Annotated in this window: 15 protein-coding genes and 1 tRNA gene; 4 read left to right on the top strand and 12 right to left on the bottom strand. The window is 38.4% G+C overall.

What is annotated here, in order from left to right:
* Window positions 1–93 precede the first annotated feature (93 nt).
* Entirely contained in the window at window positions 94–1,299 is a 1,206-nt protein-coding gene (locus QMA08_RS04010) for an MFS transporter (RefSeq protein ID WP_290173756.1), read from the top strand.
* Here the strand turns inward: QMA08_RS04010 and QMA08_RS04005 are convergent.
* From QMA08_RS04005 to QMA08_RS03975, 7 genes are all read right to left on the bottom strand, one after another.
* Window positions 1,279–1,500 (bottom strand): hypothetical protein, encoded by a 222-nt coding sequence (locus QMA08_RS04005; protein ID WP_290173755.1) that lies wholly within the window; start codon window positions 1,498–1,500, stop codon window positions 1,279–1,281. The two genes, QMA08_RS04010 and QMA08_RS04005, sit on opposite strands and share 21 nt — an antisense overlap.
* A gap of 78 nt (window positions 1,501–1,578) precedes the next feature.
* Window positions 1,579–2,028, bottom strand: coding sequence for a Rid family detoxifying hydrolase (locus QMA08_RS04000; RefSeq protein ID WP_231616329.1), 450 nt, complete (start codon window positions 2,026–2,028; stop codon window positions 1,579–1,581).
* Window positions 2,029–2,038: 10 nt separating this feature from the next.
* Window positions 2,039–2,452 (bottom strand): GFA family protein, encoded by a 414-nt coding sequence (locus QMA08_RS03995; protein ID WP_290173754.1) that lies wholly within the window; start codon window positions 2,450–2,452, stop codon window positions 2,039–2,041.
* Window positions 2,453–2,685: 233 nt separating this feature from the next.
* Entirely contained in the window at window positions 2,686–3,978 is a 1,293-nt protein-coding gene (locus tag QMA08_RS03990) for an amidohydrolase (RefSeq protein WP_290173753.1), read from the bottom strand.
* 403 nt (window positions 3,979–4,381) lie between these two features.
* Window positions 4,382–5,371, bottom strand: a complete 990-nt coding sequence (locus tag QMA08_RS03985) for a fatty acid desaturase (protein WP_290173752.1) — start codon at window positions 5,369–5,371, stop codon at window positions 4,382–4,384.
* Between the two features lie 111 nt (window positions 5,372–5,482).
* Window positions 5,483–5,845, bottom strand: coding sequence for a hypothetical protein (locus QMA08_RS03980; RefSeq protein WP_007581481.1), 363 nt, complete (start codon window positions 5,843–5,845; stop codon window positions 5,483–5,485).
* A 140-nt stretch (window positions 5,846–5,985) separates the two neighbouring features.
* Window positions 5,986–6,070, bottom strand: a tRNA-Leu gene (locus QMA08_RS03975).
* Window positions 6,071–6,429: 359 nt separating this feature from the next.
* Here QMA08_RS03975 and QMA08_RS03970 point away from each other — a divergent pair.
* Window positions 6,430–7,440, top strand: a complete 1,011-nt coding sequence (locus tag QMA08_RS03970; RefSeq protein WP_290173751.1) for an SMI1/KNR4 family protein — start codon at window positions 6,430–6,432, stop codon at window positions 7,438–7,440.
* A gap of 89 nt (window positions 7,441–7,529) precedes the next feature.
* Here the strand turns inward: QMA08_RS03970 and QMA08_RS03965 are convergent, their stop codons facing one another.
* On the bottom strand, window positions 7,530–8,228 hold the full coding sequence (locus QMA08_RS03965) for an NUDIX domain-containing protein (RefSeq protein ID WP_290173750.1): 699 nt from the start codon (window positions 8,226–8,228) through the stop codon (window positions 7,530–7,532).
* A 186-nt stretch (window positions 8,229–8,414) separates the two neighbouring features.
* On the opposite strand from QMA08_RS03965, the gene prs reads away from it, so the two are divergent.
* Together prs and QMA08_RS03955 are read left to right on the top strand one after the other, a co-directional pair.
* Window positions 8,415–9,269: a ribose-phosphate diphosphokinase gene (gene prs, locus QMA08_RS03960; protein ID WP_290173749.1), complete on the top strand. Its 855-nt coding sequence runs from the start codon at window positions 8,415–8,417 to the stop codon at window positions 9,267–9,269.
* Between the two features lie 10 nt (window positions 9,270–9,279).
* Window positions 9,280–10,875 (top strand): nicotinate phosphoribosyltransferase, encoded by a 1,596-nt coding sequence (locus tag QMA08_RS03955; protein ID WP_290173748.1) that lies wholly within the window; start codon window positions 9,280–9,282, stop codon window positions 10,873–10,875.
* A 334-nt stretch (window positions 10,876–11,209) separates the two neighbouring features.
* On the opposite strand, the gene QMA08_RS03950 is transcribed toward QMA08_RS03955, so the two are convergent.
* From QMA08_RS03950 to QMA08_RS03935, 4 genes are all read right to left on the bottom strand, one after another.
* Complete coding sequence (locus QMA08_RS03950) at window positions 11,210–11,683, bottom strand: VOC family protein (protein ID WP_290173747.1); 474 nt, start codon at window positions 11,681–11,683, stop codon at window positions 11,210–11,212.
* Window positions 11,684–11,783: 100 nt separating this feature from the next.
* Window positions 11,784–12,254, bottom strand: coding sequence for a GFA family protein (locus QMA08_RS03945; protein ID WP_039485181.1), 471 nt, complete (start codon window positions 12,252–12,254; stop codon window positions 11,784–11,786).
* A gap of 103 nt (window positions 12,255–12,357) precedes the next feature.
* Complete coding sequence (locus QMA08_RS03940) at window positions 12,358–14,430, bottom strand: catalase (RefSeq protein WP_290173746.1); 2,073 nt, start codon at window positions 14,428–14,430, stop codon at window positions 12,358–12,360.
* 242 nt (window positions 14,431–14,672) lie between these two features.
* Complete coding sequence (locus QMA08_RS03935) at window positions 14,673–15,506, bottom strand: mechanosensitive ion channel domain-containing protein (RefSeq protein ID WP_272450781.1); 834 nt, start codon at window positions 15,504–15,506, stop codon at window positions 14,673–14,675.
* Between the last annotated feature and the right edge of the window lie 142 nt (window positions 15,507–15,648).

Genomic DNA, 15,648 nt, shown 5'->3' with positions numbered 1-15,648 from the left:
TTTAGTTATTTAATGTCATTATCTCTAAATTATAGTTTTTGCTAAGCCTTTATACTAGCGCCCATTAAGTATTAGCTTTAATGGTCTTCCCTTTTGTTAAATAACACACCTAAATCACGCTTTGCTGGCATATTACTTGTGCTTGGCATATTACTTATTGCCGCAAATTTACGCGCCACATTTACAGGTATTGCACCTGTGCTTGAACAAATTATTAATCACTTTGGGCTTAGCGCATCGCAAGCTGGTTTTTTAACAACACTGCCACTCATTGCCTTTGCGGTTGTATCGCCAATGGCCGCAACTCTTGCTAAAAAGCAGGGGCTAGAGCGCACCTTGTTTGTGGCTTTGTTATTTATACTTGCAGGGGTTGCAGCGCGGGTAATAAATACCTCAGCCATGCTTTTTGTAGGCACCGCTATTATTGGTGTGGGCATTGCCATTGCAAACGTATTATTACCAAGTTTAATTAAGCGCGACTTTCCTGCAAAGGTTGCGTTAATGACCTCAGCCTACGTGCTTACTATGGGCGTGGTATCGGGTGGGTTTTCTACTTTGGTATTTCCGCTTAGTCAGTTAAACGGATTAGGATGGCAACTTGCGCTGGGCTCATCAGCTCTTATTACTCTGGCGAGTATTATTGTATGGATGTCGCAATTAAGTAAGCACACAAAACCCGCGAGTATTGCTCAACACGCTAACACGTCAAAAAGTGTATGGCGCTATTTACTAGCATGGCAAATTACCCTACTGCTGGGCTTAAACTCGTTTTTAAATTATATAATTATTACGTGGTTACCTAGCATATTAACCGAAGCTGGCCAAAGTGCTACGCAAGCAGGTGCTTATCATGGGGCTTTTCAAATTGCGACCGCATTGCCAGGTTTTATATTAATTCCGCTACTTGCCAAATTAAAAGATCAAAGCGCGCTTAGCTTTATTTTAGCTATGCTCAGTGCACTTAGTGCATTGGGGCTGCTTTACATGCCTAACTTTGCCTTTGTGTGGACCTTAATGCTGGGCTTTTGCTCTGGGGCATGTTTTATATTGGGGCTGTCGTTTATTAGTTTACGAACTGACGATTCGCAACAAGCAGCGTCGCTTTCAGGTATGTCGCAAAGCGTAGGTTATTTGCTCGCGGCTATTGGTCCTATGCTAGCTGGTGCATTACACACTACAACAGGCAGTTGGAGTGCGCCATTATGGTTATGCGCTATTGCCGGTGTACTGTGTGCTTTATGTGGTTTAGGCAGTGGTAAAAATACCACTTTAGCTAAATCAGCTAACGAGTTGCTGTAACCACGAAAATAAACCTAGTGAAGGCTTGTTGCTCGTGTGTTTTTGCTCATAGCGTTTATTAGTTGCTTCGCGCTGCTCACGACGCTCTTGCGCTAAATTAGCTTTTGCAGCAAAGCGTAGACGCTGCTCTTGAGTAAGCTCATCATTAAAACTAATGGCTGTTTTTTTAACTGCTCGGCTGCTTTTAGGTGAACTACACATATTATTTCCTCTGTTATGTAACTATTCAAATAGACAGCCGTTTAGCTAATAAAATTTCAGAAAAACTTAACTTTTAATTTAAAGTGAACCTATACACTCAACTTCTACTAAAGAATCAAGCGCTAACGCCTTTACAGCAAAAGCACTACGTGCAGGATACGGCGCACTAAAATACTGAGTATAAATGGCATTAAATGCTTTAAAGTCGTTTATGTCAGTAAGCATAACCGTGCATTTAACTATATTGCTCATGCTGTAGTTATATTGCTCTAAAGTGCGTTTAATATTTTCAAGTGTTTGTTTAGTCTCGCCTTCAAAACCACCAGCCGCTAACTTACCGGTTGCAGGGTTAATCCCTATTTGGCCCGACATATAAAGCGTGTTACCGGCTTTTACTATTTGCGAAAATGGTAAGTTAGGATTAGCTTTGCCTACATTTAAAAAGTCGATATTACTCGAAGCTGCAAATGCACTGCCGGTAATTAATGTACTTGCTAAAAAAGCGGTTTTTATCAGTGAGCTCATCATCTGGCTTACCTTATTTTTGTGGTGTGGTTTCAAAAGCAGGAACTTCGTGTAAATTATTTAACCATGTAAGCGTTGATTGTGACCAAATTTGTGCAGACGGTTTAAACTCATCGCGCTGATCAACCGCACCAATACGCAACCCATAAACACGACCTTCTTTTTCTGCATTTGTAGCATAAAGTGTTGTACCACATGTGCCACAAAAGCCCTGCGCACGCTTGTTACCACTTTGGGCTGTTTTAACAAACTCTTTTGGCTCACCTTGGGTAAACACAACCGAGTTTGGCTCTGCAATTATAACGGCTCTAAATGGACCGCTCGACATACGTTGGCAATCGCTGCAATGGCAAACAAGTGCATTATTGTTTTGAGATTCTGCTTGGTATTTAATTTCACCACAGTAACAGCTTCCAGTAATTTCCATTATTTAAATCCTTAATGCTTATGAAGATTGAATCGAGATATAAGACCGGCAATATCGATTCATTATTTTTAAAATATAAAAAAACTGCTCGCCGGTTCATTTGTATGTTCGGTTAGATTTTTAATTTTTGAGAGTGATTTTCAACGTTGAGCAAGTGCTACAAACATGATCCGATGTTTTAAATAAAACAGCAATACCACGTTAAGCTAATAGCGTAACGTGGTGCGTTTAAGCTATCTTTTATGTGCGTTTAAATAATCAACGGCTAATAGACTAAGTGCCTTAGTACCTACTTTAAACGATGATTCGTCGGCATAAAAATAAGGGGAGTGATTACTAGCCACTGTATTTAAATCTTGCTCACTGGGTGTGCCGCCTAAAAACACAAATACACTTGGCACTTCTAATGCGTAAAACGAAAAGTCTTCTGCGCCGGTTATTTTTCCCATTTCAACTACGTTTCCATTACCCGCTGCTTTTTTAAGACTAGGTAACATTTGCGCGGTTAGCTCTGGGTTATTAATCGTTACCGGATAACCTTCGTGAATGTGTACCTCTGCAGTAGCACCTGACGATTTAGCAATGTGCGTGGCTGTGGTTTTTATTTTTTCAAATATTTGTGCTCGGTTATCCATATCAAAATTACGAATTGTACCTACCATTTCGACTTCTTCAGGAATAATATTATTACGTACCCCACCCGCTATCTTACCAAACGAGACAATAGCAGGCTCTTTGGTAATGTTGATTTGGCGACTAACAATATGATTTACGCCTGTTACTATTTGCGCAGCTGCGGCAATGGGGTCAACCCCAGTCCACGGTGCAGAGCCATGTGCCTGCTTGCCATGTACAGTTATTTCAAATCGGTCTGCACTGGCCATTGCAGGGCCACTTCTATAGCCAATTTTACCGCTGTGCAAACTAGATGTTATGTGTAACCCAAAAGCAGCCTCTGGTTTGTATTGTTTAAATATGCCTTCTTTAAGCATTAGCTCAGCGCCACCCTCTTCCCCCTCTGGTGCGCCTTCTTCTGCAGGCTGAAATACAAACATAATATTACCGTGTAGCTCATCTTTCATGTTTGCAAGCACTTGTGCAGCGCCCATTAGCATGGCCACGTGCGTGTCGTGCCCACAAGCATGCATTATGCCTACATCTACACCACGGTAATTAGTGGTTTTAGTTGATTTAAAATCAACATCGGCTTTTTCAGTAACGGGCAGCGCGTCCATATCTGCGCGTAGCATTACTGTCGGGCCTGGCTTTGCACCTTTTAATAGCCCCACAACACCTGTATAAGCAATCCCTGTTTGTACTTCCATACCCAGCGACTTTAAGTGCTTAGCGACAATACCTGCTGTGCGGGTTTCGCGATTTCCAAGCTCAGGGTTTTGATGAAAATCACGTCGCCAATCAATAACCTGTTGCTCTATCTTTTTAACTTGCTGATCAATGTTTGCATTGGCATTAAACGCACTAAGGGCAGCAAAGCCCAACGCTATTGAAATTAGTGATTTTTTCATCCTGTTTGTCCTTATTATATTTATTGGTTTTTATAATATTGATGAGCACGAGCCCTTATGTATTATTGAGAACATAATTAGTTTGCTCTATAACCACTATTACTGAAGGCTCTACAATAATCAATCCCATTTAAGCTAGATGCCCAACTATGAAGGGCCACTTCACTTTTCACTGGCTTTCTCTGTTTTTAGTTTGAAGATTTAGCGCTAATTAGCGCCTACCACTTTTGCTTTTGTTGATTTAAAAATGGCATTGAATAGTCAACCAACGCACGTAAAGTGAGTTTTAATAAGCGCGGTGGTGGATAGAAGAAGTTAACGAGTAATAGGCTTGGCACATAATTGCTATTCAAACTATAAAATAAGAATAGCAATGCAGAACCTCCCCTTATGTTGGGGGTAATTATTTATATGCATTCGCACTTTTAATGCTGTCAAAATCGTTAAAGCGCACGTTGTGCTGCGCCATTACTTTAAGTATTTTTTTACTTAGCATTTGGCGTAAATAAAACGGCTGATTTGGCACAAAATGATGGATGGTATGCGTTTTACCAAAGTTAAAACAAAACAAGTGAAACGGCATAAATAAACGACTCGTTAATACATGTGTTTGTTCAAGCATATTATTAACGCCGCCATAGTAGTGCATGCTTGAGGTAACAAAATTAAGCGAACTTGAACGAATAATATTAGGCACAATGAGCACGACCATTAAAAATTCAAACACGTTCATTATACTTAGTACCCAGCTAGGCGAATTAAGCGAAAGTGGTATAAATAAATCAACAATATGAAATACAATAACGCTATATAAAATAGCGAAATACGCAGTCGCTATCGGAAACCCCGCATTAAAAACACTCGAAAAACTAAAGCCATTAATTTCTTTTCTAAAACGTTTAGTAGAAATAATTAGCCCTAATAACCCATCTACAATAACTAGCGCACGTAAAAATGGATTTTTAATACCGTTTCCCACCAAGCGTTCTTCTAGGTCTTGTTGTGTGCCTGAGGTTTTGTGATGGTGTAAATGCATTTTACGTCGGTACCATGGGCTAATAGTATTTGGCCGCATTAACCATACTACTAACATCATAAAATTATGCATGAAAGGCTGATTGCTAAAGTATTGTTTATGTATAAGGTCGTGCTCTAACTCATGGGAAATAGACGCAGCAATAGCCGCAAGTACTATACATGCCCAAGCAGGTATAATGGCTAAATAATATAAAACACCAACACCAATTAATACGCTAAGCGATAGCAATAAAATGATCAACCCTAAGGTGTTTTGATGTGCAAGTAACGGGTGCTTTTGACGAAGTGATGCTTCCTCTGCCTTAATTGCTTTAACAATCGATTGAATGTTCTGTTTGGCAGTTAATTGGGTCATGATTATTATTTATTTCAGAGTAATCTATTAATTACTATCATACCTTAATCAAATGCATGTTAGAAATTGATAGTCAAATAGCTACCGTTGGCAGCTATTTAAAACTAAAAACTACTTAGTTTTCGTATTATCCACCTCATAGATTGGATTACCTTCAACTTCAAAGTAAGACTGTCCATAAATTAATGGGATATACCACTGCACAACTTTAACGGTAACATTTGAAAGACCCACCGCCGAAGGCGTTTGCTCGATAGCATTATCCATAGCCTCTTTCATGTTAGATATTCCTGTTGGGAAAATTAAAACAGTATGTTTAACATCCTTACCAACCACACGTGTGTCATAATCAACTTTGTGATTGCTATTTGTATGATTCATATTTTTTGTAGAGGCAATTGTAAAATCACCAATACGGTGAGTACAACCAGATAAAGCCATTGCACCAACCAACAAACCAATTACTTTTTTCATTACTCTTCCTTTGCTTCATATTTACTACCCAACTCTTGGGCGACTTCTAAATTTAGTAGCTTGATACCTAAAAATTTAACTATGACCATTAATCTTAGGCATAAAAAAACCCCAACCAATTTGGTTGGGGTTATAAAAAGTGGTACCAGCGGGCGGACTCGAACCGCCACTCCTTTCGGAAGGGGATTTTGAATCCCCCATGTCTACCAATTTCATCACGCTGGCGTCATTTTTCTTTAACCTTCTAAACACGAGAAGATAAAGAAAAACCACTTTAGAGCTAAGGATTATTTATGTGCCTTCGTCTCTATGCCAAGCATTATACAAACAATAGGGTTAGCGGCAAGCGTTTTATGACATTAGCGTGATCAACCGCTTAACAATTAGGCAATCATTAACATTTGAAAGAATGTATAACTATTTAAAGCCCTGGACTAAATAAACCCTAAATACAATGTTAAAATACCTAGGTTTTTTAGATAAACGTTGTTACCTCCAATAACTATTCTTCACTCCCCCTGTTTCATGACAAAAAATATGTTATGTAGCGGTGAGTGTGTAACCTTTAAAATGGAATTTATAAGATGAAAAACATAATAACTTACACTGAAAATTTAAAAGAAAATAATTGGGGTGATTTTCACTTTGATTTAATAAAAATAAATACACTGCCAGAGTTTGAAAATTTAGATAGCTTTGGCAGTATGAGTATTTTTAGAGAAGCTATTTTTAAAGAAATACAAAATCTAACAGCAAAGAGTACGTTAAAGTTGCTCATTATTACCCCAGATTCAACGTCAGAAAAAGCGTATGGTATTGCTTTTCTACAGGACAAAGAAATTTTAACCATGCAAGTAGAAGCAACGCCTCTATTTAATCAGTGGTTTAGCTCAATTAATGACGATGCCTCAACACCTAAAGTATATACGTTTACAAGTAATAGCAGCTCAAGTCGCTCCCTTTTTAACAACGAAAAAGAACTCACTCATAAAGGTATGGGAGAGTTTATTTGTAGCCAAGTTCCAAACAGCTTTATTGCTGAAAAGTTAACCAAAGAAAAAGCGGACTTTTTAACGCCATTTATTGAGCTTAATGCATCTGATAACTTTGAACTAATTGAACAATATTTTAAAGCGTTGGTAAAACAAAATAACCTCAATGTTATTGAGCCCAAAAACAACGATGCTATTTATGCTGAATTTGAAAACGAAGCCGGCTTTGCATTCCCAGCTATACTAAAATCGTTTTTAACACTACATAATGGTGTCGAAAATACAGCATTTATGGATGCTCAACGCATTTTAAAAGAGTGGCGCGACTGGCAGTCTATTTATAATGAATGGACTCAAGAAGAGTTATTCGACACCGATAATGAAAGTAATGTAAAAACCCTACCCATGTACGTTACCCCCTACTGGGTACCATTTTTTAATTTGGGAGGTGGTAATTTTATAGCGCTAGATTTTGTACCAAATACCAAAGGTACATCAGGTCAAATAATATCATTTGGCGCAGATGAACAAAGTGCCATTTACGAGGCTGAAACGTTAAGTGAGTTTCTAAAAGGCTTTATTACTGTAGATAGCTCTGAATAACTTCAATAGCTTAAGAACTTACTTTAATAGCACTTACCTTAAGTAACAAAGCGCTCTTATGATTACTTTAAGAGCGTTGATTTAATTTACTAGACACTTAAATTACGTTCAAAGTTTACAATATCAACACCGGCTTTTACTTTGTATAACTGCGCTAAGCGTCCACCCGATTTAACTTTTTCATCTAGTGTTTCAAACATATCAGCAGCTTCAATGCGTCTAATAATACTTTTACGCTGAACAGATTTACCTATAATGGTTTCAATTACGGACTTAAATTGCCCTACGGTAAAATGCTCTGGCAAACAATAAACCGGCGCCATTGAGTACAACGCTTTTTGTTTTAAACGCGCTTTAGCTTGTTCAATAATATACTTGTGATCAAAAGCCACTGGTAAATCATTAACTTGTTCAACATCAATCCACTTCGCATCATCAACTGTTTCTATGTGGGTTGATACTTGCGCCTCCGCAATTAATGCAAAGTACACCAAAGTGACACTAAACCCTCTCGGATCTCGATTAATGCCAGAATATGTTTGTAACTGCTCTAAATATTGAGGCGCTACACTGGTTTTTTCTTTAAGTTTTCTAAGCGCAGTCATACTCACGCTATCGTCAATATCTACGTCGACAAACCCACCTGGTAGTCCCCATCGACCAGAAAAAGGTTCGTTCGCTCGCTTAACCATCAGTACTTTTAGAGCGTCATTCTTAACAGTAAATAACACACTGTCGACAGTAAATAATGGGTTTTTGTATTCGGTAATATCGTAATGATTAGTCATTGCATACCCATGCAAGGTTAATGTCTTAGTGACACAATAAATTAAACACACCTCAATTTCAACCTACAGTAAAATTACAGACAATACACAAGTTCAGCTAGTTAGTTTAAAAAATAACTTGATTACTATAGGAACATTTGATAATTTAATTGTGTCGCTAGGACACAAACATTAAAAGAACAAAAAATGAAAGTATTTAGCTATGACTCATCAGGAAGTAAATCGTTAGTTGATTATGAAAATTTCACTTTTTCTGGTGGTGAAGAGCATATCAGATTTAACGCCGCTAATTTTTCAGGCTCTATAAAAATAGAGATTTTTGAACGACTAACCACCTCTTCAAAAATGGTTAGATTAATGATTGCTGTAGATGCGTTAAAAAGATTAACAAATGACAGAACGCCTATCGAACTTGTTATTCCCTACTTTCCTTATGCACGCCAAGACCGTGTTTGCGTTGAAGGAGAAGCTTTAGGCGCTGCTGTTATGGCTAACTTTATTAATAGCTTAAATTTTTCAAAGGTTACTATTTGGGATGCCCATAGCGATGTATCCCCAGCTTTAATTAATAAGGTAACCAATGTTGAACAAATTTCGTTACTTGAGCGCTCTGAAGAACTAAGCCAAAGACTCTTGCAAGGCGAATTAACACTCATCTCTCCAGATGCGGGAGCAAGTAAAAAAACCATTAAAATTTCAGAAAAGTTCAATGGCGTACCTGAGGTTATACAAGCTCAAAAAGTGAGGAACTTAAAAACAGGCGAAATAATTAAAACCGAAATTATTGGCGATGTTAAAGGTAAAAGCGTGCTTATTGCCGATGATATTTGTGACGGCGGCAGAACCTTTATCGAACTTGCCAAGGTACTAAAAAGTAATGGCGCGGTTGAAATTTCTCTTTTTATTACTCACGGTATTTTTTCAAAGGGGCTTGATGTTTTTGAGGGCCTGATAGACCGTATTTATACAACAGATTCGTTTAAACCGGCTAATGACTTTAAAAATAGTAACACCATTAGTTTACAAATAATTGAGATGTAAGGAAAACACCATGACTATTACAGCTGCAAGTATGCAAAAAGATGTTTATAAAGAATTCCATAGCCGCGCTTATCATCCTGACGTAAGTGAGGTTTATGCAAACTTCACATCAAGAAGCGGAAAACTTAGCAATATAGAAAATAACGATAAAGTTGCGTTTGTTGGCCTTCAATACTTTATTAAAAGTTATCTTTTAGAAGAATGGAGTGAGTTTTTTAAAGCTGATAAAGCAACCGCAGTTGCTAATCACAAACGTATTATGAGCTCAATGCTTGGCTATACAGTTGATGTAAAGTATTTAGAAGACTTACACGATTTAGGTTACTTGCCATTAAAAATTAAAGCATTACCGGAAGGAACGCTAGTCCCTTATTTAGTACCTCCTATGACGATAGTAAATACTAAAGCTGGCTTTCAATGGTTAACAAATATGATTGAAACAGTATTAAGCTGTGAAAACTGGCCAATACAAACCAGTACTACAACTTCTGTTGCATATTTAAAAGTATTCAAAGAATTTGCACAAAAAACAGGAATGCCTATGGAATTTGTGCCGTTTCAAGGGCATGACTTTAGCTTTAGAGGTATGTTTGGCAAACACGCTGCGGCAATGAGTGGCTTTGGCCATCTAGCATCAGGGCTGGTAGGCACAGATACCATTCCCGCTGTTTTATTTGCAGAAAAATATTACGGAGCAAATGTAGATAACGAGCTAGTTGGCTGCTCTGTTGATGCAACTGAACACTCGGTTACCTGCTCATGGATTATGGAAGGTGAAATAGAGTTTTTTAAGTACTTAATGAAAGAGCAATCACCAAAAGGGATTTTAAGTGTTGTATCTGACACATGGGATTTTTGGACACTTGTTACTGACTACTTGCCTCAGTTAAAAAGCGAAATAATGGCGCGCGATGGCACCCTAGTTATACGCCCTGACTCAGGCGACCCTGTTAAAGTATTAACGGGCTACAAAGTTTCACCGGTATCTGATTACAAAGAGTTATTTGAAACACAAAAAGAGGCTGAAAAAGAGGCTATTCTAAATGGCTTTGAGGCATATCGCTTTAACGGTCAATATTATGGACTTGAAGATAACAACACCATTGAACTGATGGAATGTGAAGTTAAAGGACTTATAGAATGCCTATGGGATATATTTGGCGGTACAACAACATCAAAAGGTTATAAACTGCTTGATGATCATATTGGCGCTATTTACGGCGACGCAATAACACTAATCCGTCAGCGCCAAATTTTACAACGCCTCATGGATAAAGGGTTTGCATCAAAAGTAGTGCTTGGTATTGGCTCTTACAGCTACCAATACGTAACACGTGATACGCATGGCTCTGCTGTAAAAGCAACTAGCGTAGTTAAAGCTGGTGAACGTTTGGCTATTTTTAAAGACCCAAAAACTGACTCAAAGAAAAAGTCGGCAAAAGGGCTCTTAAAAATAGACAGAGTAAATAACGAGCTCACCTTATTTGATGATGTAACTGAACAAGAAGAGGCAAAAGGGTTATTAGAAGTCGTATTTGAAGACGGTAAAATAGTTAAAGAAACCACCCTTAGTGAAATAAGAAACTTAATAGATAAACAAATTTAGGGCTTATTCGTATTAAGTTTATGCCTTGAAAATTTATTACGGACCCACTAATTTAAAAGCCGCTGTAGTAATACTACGGCTTTTTAATTTGTAATCGATACAAGATCATCAGACCGTGCTGGCCTTTGAAGATTGAAAATCATTCAATCTAACGACAATTTAATTGCCCTTTAGCATAGTCTTTCGGGCACTGCATGTTTGAACTTTATAAGTTGTTATCGCAAGTTTGTGAAAAGTAACTAAACAACTAACTCCAGTATGACCTACTACAATTTACCTTTTTAACACCAACGCGCTTCCGTAAACTTAACCTCGAAAGGTTAACACTCGCTAGTTATGCGTCTTGCTCTTGATTTGTTATATTCCCGATTCGATTATTTAACTCTTCGTCACTAACATCTTCTTTGTGTGTACCAATGATCCATATATGACCAAATGGGTCTTGTAGCGTGCCGGTCCTATCACCATAAAACTGATCATGTACGGGTCTTATTTCTGTTGCACCAAGCTCAATTGCTTTTTTAAACACGGTATCAACATCTTCAACATAAAGCATAAGGCTTAGCGCTGTACCACCGAGTTCTTTTGGGTTTTTTAAATGCTCTTCAGAACCATTATCTGAAAGCATAATATGCGAATCACCAATTATTATTTCTGCATGGGCTATTCCACCATCAGGTAAAGGCATCTGCATTACGTGTTCAGCATTAAATGCATCACAATAAAAATCTATCGCTTTTTGTGCGTCATTCATAATTAAATAAGGTGTAACTGAATGAAACCCTTTTGGTATTGCTGAGACTGCCATAATATTCTCCTTTACTTACGCGGTGATTTTTAATATTTAATTAACTAAATATGCGTTTAATTGCCCCTAAATTTAAGCTTAGCTCATACAAAAAATTGCGTTACTTTTCGAGGTTTAAACGCTTATGCCAAGCAGCAATACTTTCATCAGGGTATTCTTCAAACTGCTTGTCACCTTTATTAATGGGCGCATTTACCCAATTTGCTTTACTACCAAGCATTAAATGAGTGCGCTCTGGCGGTATGGGTAACTCACTATCTATTGCACCAGCAAAGGGGTGAACTTGCTCAGGCCAACGTGCATCGTATAACCACAAGTTAGCACTACAATGCTTACAAAAATGACGCTCTGCAGGGCTTATTTTATCGCCTATTTTTGCATGATAAATAGTTATGTGTTCACGCCCTGTAACCTCAAGCGTGCTGTATTGCGCGTTTAAATTAATAACAAACCCGCCGCTCCCTGCGGTTTTACGGCATATAGAGCAGTAACATAAATTGTAAGGATAAGGGTGTTTTGAGTTGACCGTAAATACCACTTTGCCACAGTGACAAGCGCCATTAAGCTTCATAATATATCCAATTTTTATTGTTGGCTTGAACTAATACCTTAACTAGGTGAGCTAAAAAAAACCACAACAATTACATGCTGTGGTTTTTTAATTATTGAGCTTACTAACGTTTCCAGAATCTTAAATTACGTAATGTATTTATAAATTTATCGGCTGAATGTGCCTCTAAATCTATCCAACCATTATCTACTTTTCCATCAAGGCCTGCCGCTTTAAATAAAGGCTTAGCCTCATTTGTAAAGCCTATAAATTTCATATGTGCGTACGCATCACTTACAAAGTCTTTAGCTTCTGCTATGGCAGCTAGTTTTTCAGCTCCATCTTCGGTGGTGAGTACAAGTACCGCATCGTATAAAACCGATGGACCACCATTAATAACCTGATCAGCTTTAAAGTGCTTACCTTTACTGCATTTAGCACCGCCAACTTGCGGGGCAATAATTTCAAAGTTTGCACCTTCACTTTTAAGTGCATTGGTAACCGATTCAAAAATTTCTGCATTAAAGCCATCACTTACTAAAATACCTAATTTACGGCCTTTGAAGGTGTTGGGCGCATTTTTCAAAATACTTAACGCATCAGATACAGGTAAGTCTTTACGTGTTGGCATAGCAGCTTCAGCTGGGTCTGGCATTTCTTGCAAGCCAAGTCCTTCGGCAACTTTATTTGCGAGGGTTTCGTCAATATTTAACAAGTGCGATACCAAACGTTCTCGTATTGGCAAATGCTCAACTTTAGACAGCTCAAACACGTACGCAGATTGAATATGCGCCTGCTCTACCTCTGTTTGACTTAAATAAAATTGACGGGCTTGACTGTAATGATCGCTGAATGTTTCTGAGCGATAACGCAGTTTATCACCGCCGCTTACTTCAGGTTCCTTTGAGCTTTTAAAGCCATGTACTGGGCATTCGCGCGGGTTGTTTTCGCCTGCGCTCCATGAGTTTGGCTCATAATTAACACGCCCTTTTGGATTGTGCATTGCCATGTGGCCATCTTGCTGAAAATGACGCATTGGGCATTTAGGCGCATTGACCGGAATATGCGTAAAGTTAGGACCACCTAAACGCTTGGTTTGAGTATCTAAGTATGAAAAGTTACGACCTTGCAGTAGCGGGTCGGGAGTAAAGTCGAGCCCCGGTACAATGTTTTGAGTACAAAATGCTACTTGCTCTGTTTCTGCAAAAAAGTTGTCTACAACACGGTCAAGCACCATACGGCCAACAATTTGCACTGGTACTTGCTCTTCAGGTATAAGCTTGGTGGCATCAAAAACATCAAATTCAAATTCATCAGCAAATTGCTGATCAAACACCTGTACACCTAGCTCCCACTCAGGGAAGTCGCCGTTACCAATAGATTCCCACATGTCTCTGCGATGAAAATCAGGGTCCGCGCCGTTTAGCTTAAGAGCTTCGTTCCATACTACCGATTGCATACCGCCTTTTGGCTTCCAATGAAATTTAACAAATTTCTCATCACCTTTGGCATTAATAAATTTAAAGGTATGAACACCAAAACCTTCCATAAAGCGTAAAGAGCGTGGAATAGCTCTATCAGACATTGCCCACATAACCATGTGCATTGACTCAGGCGATAAGCTCACAAAATCCCAAAAGTTATCATGTGCTGTTTGCGCTTGTGGAAAGCCACGATCAGGCTCGGCTTTAGCTGAATGAACTAAGTCTGGAAACTTCATCGCATCTTGAATAAAGAATACCGGTATATTGTTACCCACTAAATCCCAGTTTCCTTCTTGGGTATAAAATTTTACCGCAAAACCACGTACATCACGTGCTAAATCTGGAGACCCTTTATTACCTGCAACTGTAGAGAAACGAGTAAATACTGGGGTTTTTTCACCTTTTCGCTGAAAAATATCTGCACAGGTCAAATCTTCAAGCGTGTCGTAAGTTTCAAAGTATCCGTGTGCACCATAGCCTCTGGCGTGCACTACACGCTCAGGAATGCGTTCGTGATCAAAGTGAAAGATCTTCTCGCGCATTATATGATCTTCTAATAATCCTGGGCCACGCTTTCCTGCACGTAATGAGTTTTGATCGTCACTTACAGGGCAGCCCTGCGCGGTGGTCATGGTAGGGTGTTCATCCGATGCCTTTTGATGCAATTCGCCGCCATGCCCTTTATTACCTGAGTATTTAAATGATTCAGCCATGTTTAGTCCTTCATACAGTTTGATTTAATGGGTCAATAGTTTTTATGAGCTTTAAAGCTAAAAGCGACTATGCAAATGCAAAATAAAGACCAGCCATCCAACCTAGTAAAAAAGGGCTGTACAGATAACAATGTAGTATTTGAGGTGATTTATAAAAGAAAAGGTTACACAGGTATGTAACTTTTTCACACAAAAAAAGAGCACTTAAAAGTGCTCTTAGGTTTAAACCGTTTTAAATTTAGTTAATCTTTGCTTTCGTTAACTAAAATAACTTTACGATGTGGGAAAGGTATTTCGATGTTGTTTTCATCAAGTGCTTTTTTAATTAACTCTGGCACCGTGTAAAGAATATCGAAGTAATGCTCGCCCTTACAAAAAGGTCTTACTAAAAAGTCTACTGAGCTGTTGTTAAGAGTTTCTACTTCAACAAAAGGCGCTGGATCTTTTAGTATGTGTGGGTGCGCTGCAAGTACGCCATCTATAACTTTACGTACAGCCGTTGTATCTTCACCATAAGCAACACCAAAATGCATATCAACACCACGAATTGGATGATGTGAATGGTTTATAATTTGCGCACCCCAAATTTGACTATTTGGTATAATAACCTGTTGGTTATCGAACGTTTGTAAAATAGTAGTAAACATATCTACTTCTGTTACTTTACCAAAACGCCCTGCAGCCTCAATAAAGTCACTCACTTTATAAGGTCTAAATATTAGCAACATAACGCCTGCGGCAAGGTTCGACATTGCACCTTGTAACGCCAAGCCTATAGCAAGTCCCGCAGCACCGAGTAAAGCAATAATAGAGGCTGTTTGAACACCAAAGCGATTTAACACAGCAATAATAACGAACGCTAATATGATGTAGCGAGCCATGCTTCCTAAAAAGCGAAAAAGCGTATCATCAAGATGAGTGTATTTATGGCATAAGCCAATAATTAAATTGCGTACTTTGCCCGCTAACCATAAGCCCGCAAGTAAAATTGCAATTGCTAGTAATATGTTGGTTGCCCACGTAATTGCAGCGGGTAAATATTGATTAATATCAATGTTGTTTATTATGTCTTCCATTATTTTTCCTGTTTTAAAAACTTTTAACTAATTTTAGCTAGTTTTGCTATATCAAGCGCAACAGTTTAACAAAAAATTAACCAAAGTACGAATATAGGTTCAGTTTTACATGTATAAACACTTTGAAGGAGGGATTTCTTAA

The sequence above is a fragment of the Pseudoalteromonas sp. APC 3355 genome (assembly GCF_030407615.1).
Classification (GTDB): domain Bacteria; phylum Pseudomonadota; class Gammaproteobacteria; order Enterobacterales; family Alteromonadaceae; genus Pseudoalteromonas; species Pseudoalteromonas distincta.
The sequence above is the reverse complement of the archived record's forward strand: the minus strand, read 5'-3'. Positions and strand labels throughout refer to the sequence as shown.